We start from the raw sequence: 8,446 nt of genomic DNA on the forward strand, positions 1-8,446 counted from the left end.
GGATCGTTTGGAACGCCGGGTGTTGATCATGGCCTTGGCGATGTATGGGTGTGTGCGCATTGGGCGCGAACAGGCGTGCCACCCTCCGACCCCGCTCGAAAAAAAACCAAGCACAGGACGATCCGAACCTCTGGAGCTTCCGCAAGCTCGCCCGCAGCCTAGTTTCGTGGTTCACACGTGGCTTGCGTTACCTGATGCGCTGTCTGCAAAACGACCTGCCGCTGCCGGCTTTTCGTGCCCGTGAGTAAATTGATAGGTGGTAAGATGACGACAGAACTGATGCCCCTACCTCCTTTACACATCGGTGCATACCCGCTTGAGCCGGCGTTGATTCTGGCGCCGATGGCCGGCTTGACGGATCTGCCTTTTCGTCGGCTGTGTCGTGAGTTTGGCGCCAGTCTGGCGGTGGCGGAGATGATCAGCGCGGATATGCAGCTGTGGGAGACGGAAAAATCCCGTCTGCGCCGGGCTTATGCGGGTGAACCGCGTCCGCATTGTGCGCAGTTGCTCGGTGCAGATCCGCAACAGATGGCGCTGGCGGCGCAGCGTTTGGTGGCGGAGGGTGTGGATATCATCGACATCAATATGGGTTGTCCGGTGCGCAAGGTGCAAAAGCGCACGGCGGGAGCGGCTTTGCTCGGCGATGAGGCGCATATTGCCCGTCTGTTGCAGGCGGTAGTCAATGCCGTGACGGTGCCAGTGACCTTGAAAATTCGTCTGGGGGTTGATCCGCAGCGCATCAATGCGGTGGCGGTGGCGCGCCAGGCGCAGCAGTGCGGGATTGCTGCGTTGAGTGTGCATGGCCGTACCTTGCAATGTGGCTATCACGGGGCGGTGAATCATGCCGCGATTGGCGCGGTCAAGGCGGCGGTGAGTATTCCGGTGATGGCCAATGGCGACATCCGCAGCACCCACGATGCCCAGGCAATGCTGCACCACACCGACGCTGCTGGCCTGATGGTCGGACGTGGGGCGCACGGCAGGCCCTGGTTTTTTGCGCAACTCGCGCATTTCTTACGCACCGGAATACACATGCCCCCACCGGATCGGGCGCAGATCGCCCACACTGTGCAACGCCATCTGGCGGCGATTCATCAGTTTTATGGCCCAGAGAAAGGAGTTTTACAGGCGCGGGCGCATCTTAAAGGCTATGTGCAACAGTTGCAGGCCAGCCCAAGGTGGCAGCACGATCTGCTGACGGCTAGCTGTGCGAGCCAACAACAGGCGCTATTGGCGGCGTTTTTACAGACAGTGGAATCAGCATGAGTGACACCGTACAGACGGAACCCCGCCCACCGGCGATTTTTGTGCTTGGCCCCACTGCCAGCGGTAAAACCCAACTGGCGCTGAGTTTGGCGCAGCATGTGCCGTGTGAGATCATCAGCGTGGATTCGGCGCTGGTTTATCGGGGCATGGACATCGGCACCGCCAAGCCGTCTGCTGATATTCGCGCTCAGGTGCCGCATCATCTGATCGACCTGATCGACCCGGCTGATGCCTATTCAGCGGCGCGTTTCTGCGAAGATGCCTTGAATGCCATGCAGGCCGTCACCGCACGGGGGCGTATTCCGCTGCTGGTGGGTGGCACGATGCTGTATTTCAAGGCCCTGGAATATGGCTTGGATGAGATGCCTCCGGCCGATCCGGACATTCGCCAAAAGCTTGAGGCGCAGGCACAGGCCCAAGGCTGGGAGGCGCTGCATCAACGCTTGCAACAGATTGATCCAATCGCCGCGCAGCGCATCCATCCCAACGATCCGCAACGCCTGCAACGCGCCTTGGAGGTCTACGAGCTGACCGGCCGCCCTTTATCCAGTCTGCAACAGGGCGATAAAGTCTCGCGCCTGGCGTATCGCACCTTGCGTCTGGCCCTGTTGCCCCCCTGTCGGGAGCGCCTGCGCGCCGCGATTGCCAGCCGTTTCCGGCAGATGCTAAACGAGGGCTTTGTTGATGAGGTGCGCGCCTTGCGTCAACGCCCCGATCTGCATAAAAACCTGCCCGCCATGCGCGCCGTGGGCTATCGTCAGGCCTGGGAGTATCTGGACGGCGACATCGACGCAGACACCTTTGAAAGCACCGCCATCACCGCCACCCGCCAACTGGCCAAGCGCCAGCTAACCTGGCTGCGCAGCTATCCGGGAATCACCCCGCTCAGTGATGCCAACGAGGCTCTTGCCGTGCTACGGCCCTGGCTGGAACAGCGTGGCTGATGGCCATAACAATCCCATCTGCGCCCTCGGCGCACCGAGGCTCAGCTGCTGTACCACGGCCTGCTCCAGATCAAGGCCCAACACCGTGACGGCATACTCCAGCAGTGGCGCGGGCGGTGTGCTGCTGCGGTGTGCATCCCAGACCAACACCACCGATGGCCAAGTGTGCGGCCCCAGCCCCTTTGGATTTACGCCCGGAAAGATCGCCGTGCTCTGCGGCAAGCGCAGGTGCAAATTACCCGCCCACAGCGCCCGCTCCCCCACAATCAAGCCCTGATCAAGCCCGCGCATGACCAATTCCTGCGCGGCGGTATCAAAGGGATAGCGCGCAGCCGCCGGGCCGAATGATCCCAGATCGTGTACGCGCACCGCCATCGCCAACACCACCGCCAGCATAACCCCCACACTCACGCCCAAAAAACCACGCAGCCGCAACCGCACCACTGGCACCGCCCGCAACTGCGCAAAAGCCAGCAGCGGCAATATCACCAGCAATGGCAACATCCAGCGTTCCTTGAACTGCGTCACCCCGGCCAGCAGTACCAACAGCACACACAGCACCAACAGACTCAAGGCATAGTACGCCAGCAGTCGCACACCCAAGGGCTGCGCGGCAAAACGGATACGGCCCGTCTGCGCCAGCACGCGCCCCCAAAACAGCACAAACACCAGCCATAAGGGCGTCAAAAATCCCGCCACGGCCAGCAACAGGCTCCACAGCCCGGTCAACCCGCCCGCCGCCTGATCAAACCACAATTTATCCAGCGAGGCCGTCCCCAAGGCCGGGCTATGCCACAGCCACAGCAGATGTGGCGAGAGCAACAGCACAAGCAGCCCACCGGCCAGCAGGCTATAGGGATGCCACAGCGCCCGCCGCCCTTCAGGAAGCAGCAACACCGCCAGACCCAAGGCCGCCACAAACAGCACAAAGTTATATTTAGCCAACACCCCGGCGGGCAGACACACCGCCACCAGCAGATAGCGCCCCAGATGCGGCGGCGATTGCAGCAGTCGCACCAGCGCATAAAAACTGGCCAAGGCCAGCACGGTGACCAACACCGAATGACTCAGATCACGCTGCGCCTCCCACACCACCTGCGGCAACCATAGCAGCGAAAGCGTTGCCAGCAGCGCCAGATGCCGCGCCTGCAACAGCGCATCCGCCAGGCGGTAAAACAGCAGATACATCGCCAGCAATAACAGATGCTTGTACAGCGCCAAGGCCCACAGATTCACCCCAAACAGCGCAAAAAAAACCGCCTGCCCCCAGGTATACAAAGGCGGCTGCCCTGAATACCCCCACAGCCACCACTGCGCCAGCACTACCTGTTCTGCTTCATCCAGATCCAGCACCGCAGAACCGCTAGCGCGCACCCCTAACTGCACGCCAAAATAAACCACCAACCCCGCCAGCAGGATCAAAGGCATCCGATTTGACACCCTCCCCACGGCTAAAGCCGGGGGATTCCTCCGGCGAGACGCTTGTGCCCAAGCGCGAGAATGTTCCTTGCGGCATTTACCCGCACGCTCAGGGTCTTGATGAGGGTTTTAGCGGTATCAGTCAACGCAAGGTCTCCCAGATAGTGCGCCCATTTCTCGCGCTCTTTCGGGCACTCGGATGTTTGCCTGTATTATATATAGCAATGAAAGCACTACAAAAAAGCCGCCTCAGCGGGCGCTATCCCTCCCCACGGCTAAAGCCGGGGGCTTCTCGCGCATTACTGGTGAAAAACCCGGATAATCGGTGCCTTCGCAAAAGCCGTAGCGCTGGATGCGTTGCTTGATCCAGTCGCTGTAATGGCGCCGGTTATCCAGGGCCTAACGTAGGCCTCGTGCTGACATTGACCGCCCTCGGATGAGGACGGTCAGGATGTTCAAAACCGGCATAACTCGGCTTGCCTGATTTCCCTTGCAGGTCTTGTATTCGGCAACATCCCGGCCACAACGGCAGGGTTATGTACCCAGTTTGGATGGATGGCGGGCACAAAAAAACCACGACTGACGGACGTGGTTATCCCGGTTATGACAGGAGTTTTCGACGCTCCTGAAGCGGAAAAGTAGAGGTTGGCAATCCCCTGGCCCTTGCATTCACGGTTGCGATCAGTGCGGGTGCGGGTCATATCATCCACAATATTTTGCGTCAGCATGGATTCCAGCAGCCCCACCACGGTCAAGGCCAGAGCGTAGGGCAGGATGATCCACAGCGTTTCCAGATTCAGCGGCACATCCGGCCACAAAAACACCGGCAGGGTATCCGGCAAGGCGCCCATATCGCTGATCGTGCGCACATCCAGTGGTAGCAGCCAAGCAAGCAGGGTCAGCACCACGATGGTCACCAGCGGTGATGGAATGCTGCGGGTCACATAGGGAAACAGATAAATAATCCCCAGCCCCAGCGCGGTCATGGCATAAACATGCCATGTGACGTTTGTCAGTTCCGGGAGTTGTGCGAGAAAGATAAGGATGGCCAAGGCATTGACAAAGCCGGTCATCACCGAGTTGGAAACAAAGCGCAAGAGCTGGCCAACCTTCAGATAGCCCGCAAGGATTTGCAACACCCCGGTAAGCAGCATGGCGGCCAGCAGATACTCCAGGCCGTGTTCCTTGACCAGTGTGATCATCAACAGCGCCATGGCCGCCGTTGCCGCCGAAATCATCCCAGGACGAGCACCGGTAAAAGCAATCACCACCGCGATACAAAAGGAGGCGTACAAGCCCACCTTGGGATCAACACCGGCGATAATGGAAAAAGCGATGGCCTCAGGAATCAGCGCCAGCGCAACCACAAGGCCGGCCAGCATATCGCCACGAATATTGGAAAACCATTCTTGCTGAATGCGTTTAAGGGGCAATCTCATAGAAAAAACAGCCTTGTCTGGAAAAAATAAAAAGACGGCACCCGTACGCCGGAGGCGATGCACAGGCAAGCAGTGATTTGGACGTAAAGCGCAGGAATCTGCACCCGCTGGAACTGCAAGAGCGCCTTGCAAACGGCGGGCGAAATAATCCGCTAAGGTGGCGTTAACCGGGAAGGGAGGAGGAAATAAGTCACTTTTTTGCGTCAATGGGCCAATTAAGGGGCTATATTTTCCTTGTTTGGCCAGTATTTATCAAGCGTCTGCTTTGCGGGTGTTAGCCCAAAGCAGTAATGTCCCCTTCGTCCAATTCTAAAATGTCCCCTTTATATTTAAGCGGGAGGGGCACGCATGACGAAGGAGCACATTACGATGAGTCACAAAGAAATTGACCGACTAGAGATGATTCAGGCGGTGGCGAACAAGCATCTGCGGCAGGCCGAGGCGGCCCAGCGCCTGGGGTTGAGCGTGCGCCAGGTCAAGCGCCTGGTTCGCCGCTATCGTGAGCATGGGGCGACAGGGCTACGCAGTGGCCACCGTGGCCGACGTCCCAATAACGCCATTGCCGAGACAGTACGCCAGGAGGTGCTCGCCTTGGTCAAGACGCACTACACCGACTTTGGCCCCACCCTGGCCTGCGAAAAGCTGGCCGAGCGCCATGGTCATCATCTCTCGGTCGAGACCCTGCGCCAGTGGATGGTGGCCGATGGGCTATGGCAGCCCAAGCAACGCAAGCAAGCCCGCATTCATCAGCGCCGTCCACGCCGCCCCTGCCTGGGGGAGCTCATTCAAATCGACGGCTCGCCCCATGACTGGTTTGAGGTGCGCGGCCCGCGCTGTACCCTCATGGTGTTCATCGACGACGCCACAGGGCGCCTGATGGCCCTGCGCTTCGTGCCCGCCGAAACCACCCAGGCCTACATGGAGACCCTACAGCAATACCTGGATCAGCACGGACGTCCGGTGGCCCTCTACTCAGACAAACACAGCATCTTCCGTGTCAATCATCCTGAGCACGACGGGGAGCTGACCCAGTTTTCCCGCGCCCTCAAGACCCTCGACATCGCCGTCATTCATGCCAACACGCCTCAGGCCAAGGGGCGGGTGGAGCGGGCCAACCAGACCCTGCAAGACCGTTTGGTCAAGGAGCTGCGCCTGCGTGAGATCTCGGACATCGACGCCGCCAACGCCTTCCTCCCCACCTTCATGGCCGACTTCAACGCCCGCTTCGCCGTCGAGCCACAAAGCCCCCAGGATGCCCACCGACCGGTGCTGCACAGCCCCGAGGAGCAGGCCCTCATCCTTTGCCTGCACCATACCCGTAAGCTCTCCAAGAACCTTTGCTTCCAGTTCAAGAACCGGGAATATCAGCTTCAGGGACAGGGCAAGGGCTACCGCCTGCGGGGTGCCACCCTCACCGTCTGCGAGGCCTTCGACGGCACCATCACCCTCCTGCACCAGGGGCACATCATGCCTTACCGTCTGTTGGCTGAGGGCGAACCGCCCACACCGCTGGATGATGAAAAAAGTGTCCACCACAGCGTCGACCAGGCCAAGGCAAAACAGACCGCCAAGCCAACCTACAAACCGGCGCCGGACCACCCTTGGAGAGGTCGGGGCAACATCACTCCGGCACCAGCCCAAACACCATAACCACGCATTCTACGGGGGACACTTCTGCTTTGCACAAAAGGGGACTTTTCTGAATTGGGTTGACAATACTACCGCGTGATACCTTGCCATCTACCGCCGTATGATAAAGGCCAGAATGCCCTGGACCTGTTTAAAGACAAGCCCTGGGAGGAATCATCGAAAGCCTTAAATGCTGGCAGGAGACATCGGCAGCGGATGGCACCAAATGCATCCACAGTTGCGCACGCGAGTCATGACTGGGCGTGGTGAGGACATGACGCCTTGGGTGAATATTTTCCGGCTTGGGTATTTTAATGAATTATATAGCGGTCTATCATTTCGCCCGTTCCAACTTCGGAGTTCATTTGACTGTGGATAGTTCTTGTCGTCGATCGTACATCGACAACCCACAGGCAAGGTAATCACGAGTTAGCCTCTCGCCACTGCCTTGCCGATTTGGCGGGTAGCGGCATCAAGCCGCCGATTTTCGGCGCTTTTCAGCTGTTTCCCCATGTAACCTTAAAATATGCGCCACCGCCGTGGCGGTTTTGCCTTGCCCCGCATTTTGGTGCGTTGGCCGGGCGAAGGCTGCCCTGCAAGCATTTGGCGCCTCGGAATCTTGAACACTTGATGTGTTTAAGTCCGTAGGCATGGTATCAACCCCAGGAGACCCCCATGGACCCAGACCCTAGTCGATCTTGCTGTTTAAACACGCTGAATCTTTTTACCCTATTACCGACCTTCGGGCGTCGGGGCCTGTCCACGGTCTGACTGATCGGGCATGCCTGCGGCCCTGTGGAGGCCGGCGAGGAACATGCCCATGCTGCACATCCTTTCTTTACGATTCATCACGATCGTTGCTGGTACGCTGCATCGCTGCGCGCTGTTTCGTGCGCCGCTTGTCGCGTCAGGCGCTGCTGTTGCCTCCCCAGGACACACTGAGCGACGCCGGTCGGGTTGGTATGTATCTGCCATACATGGCTGTGCGGATACCCCCGCATCTGAATTTAAAGAAGGAGCTTACACCTAGTATCATCATGAACCGCGAAGAACTTTTGTTTTCTGTTCGCACACTGTCCCGCTCGCTGGATGCCGCTGCATTTGCGCATATCGTCAAGCATACACCGCCGTCTGATCTGGTCGAGGCGCTGGATATTCTGAGCACCAAAGAAACTCTCGCGCTGCTAATGACGCTCAATCTTCAGGCCCGCGCCGAGCTGTTTACGCATTTTCCAGAGTTACGCCAGGACATCTTGCTGTGGGCCATGCCCCGTGAGGCGGTGGCGCAACTGTTTGAGTGGATGCCGTCTGATGACCGTGCCGATCTTTACAACCGCCTGAGCGAGGAAGCCAAGGAGAAGCTGCTGCCCGCCCTGGCGAAAGTCGAGCGCGATGACATCCTTAAGCTGGCCGCTTACCCGGAAGGCACGGTGGGCTCGGTGAGTACCTCGGATTACGTCCATGTCTCGCCAGAGATGACGGTTGCCGAGGCCCTGGCACATATTCGCAGCACGGCGCCCGATAAGGAGCTAAAAACAGTTCTTGATTGTCAACCCAATTCAGAAAAGTCCCCTTTTGTGCAAAGCAGAAGTGTCCCCCGTAGAATGCGTGGTTATGGTGTTTGGGCTGGTGCCGGAGTGATGTTGCCCCGACCTCTCCAAGGGTGGTCCGGCGCCGGTTTGTAGGTTGGCTTGGCGGTCTGTTTTGCCTTGGCCTGGTCGACGCTGTGGTGGACACTTTTTTCATCAT

At 58.9% G+C, this 8,446-nt stretch carries 6 protein-coding genes and 2 pseudogenes; 5 read left to right on the forward strand and 3 right to left on the reverse strand.

Features of this window, described 5'->3' with window-relative positions:
• The 3 genes and pseudogenes from THISIDRAFT_RS00335 to miaA form a co-directional block, all read left to right on the forward strand.
• Nucleotides 1–244 (forward strand): annotated as a pseudogene (locus THISIDRAFT_RS00335) (transposase); the annotation flags it as partial.
• Between the two features lie 35 nt (nt 245–279).
• Complete coding sequence (dusB, locus tag THISIDRAFT_RS00340) at nt 280–1,266, forward strand: tRNA dihydrouridine synthase DusB (protein ID WP_040853353.1); 987 nt, start codon at nt 280–282, stop codon at nt 1,264–1,266.
• Nucleotides 1,263–2,210, forward strand: coding sequence for a tRNA (adenosine(37)-N6)-dimethylallyltransferase MiaA (gene miaA, locus THISIDRAFT_RS00345; protein ID WP_006788762.1), 948 nt, complete (start codon nt 1,263–1,265; stop codon nt 2,208–2,210). Before dusB ends, miaA begins: the two co-directional genes overlap by 4 nt.
• On the opposite strand, the gene THISIDRAFT_RS00350 is transcribed toward miaA, so the two are convergent.
• From THISIDRAFT_RS00350 to THISIDRAFT_RS00360, 3 genes and pseudogenes are all read right to left on the reverse strand, one after another.
• Complete coding sequence (locus THISIDRAFT_RS00350) at nt 2,181–3,638, reverse strand: glycosyltransferase family 39 protein (RefSeq protein ID WP_006788763.1); 1,458 nt, start codon at nt 3,636–3,638, stop codon at nt 2,181–2,183. The two genes, miaA and THISIDRAFT_RS00350, sit on opposite strands and share 30 nt — an antisense overlap.
• A gap of 240 nt (nt 3,639–3,878) precedes the next feature.
• The gene (locus THISIDRAFT_RS15215; protein ID WP_083824677.1) at nt 3,879–4,025 is read right to left on the reverse strand and encodes an antA/AntB antirepressor family protein; all 147 of its coding nucleotides are present in this window, start codon (nt 4,023–4,025) and stop codon (nt 3,879–3,881) included.
• A gap of 227 nt (nt 4,026–4,252) precedes the next feature.
• A pseudogene (locus tag THISIDRAFT_RS00360) lies at nt 4,253–5,068 on the reverse strand (SulP family inorganic anion transporter); the annotation flags it as partial.
• 348 nt (nt 5,069–5,416) lie between these two features.
• On the opposite strand from THISIDRAFT_RS00360, the gene THISIDRAFT_RS00365 reads away from it, so the two are divergent.
• Nucleotides 5,417–6,718 (forward strand): ISNCY family transposase, encoded by a 1,302-nt coding sequence (locus tag THISIDRAFT_RS00365; protein WP_246585292.1) that lies wholly within the window; start codon nt 5,417–5,419, stop codon nt 6,716–6,718.
• Between the two features lie 1,016 nt (nt 6,719–7,734).
• A complete protein-coding gene (locus THISIDRAFT_RS00370) occupies nt 7,735–8,382 on the forward strand; it encodes a magnesium transporter MgtE N-terminal domain-containing protein (protein WP_217159322.1) in 648 nt (215 codons plus the stop codon).
• Nucleotides 8,383–8,446 lie beyond the last annotated feature (64 nt).

This window comes from Thiorhodospira sibirica ATCC 700588 (genome assembly GCF_000227725.2).
GTDB classification, from domain to species: Bacteria; Pseudomonadota; Gammaproteobacteria; order Ectothiorhodospirales; family Ectothiorhodospiraceae; genus Thiorhodospira; species Thiorhodospira sibirica.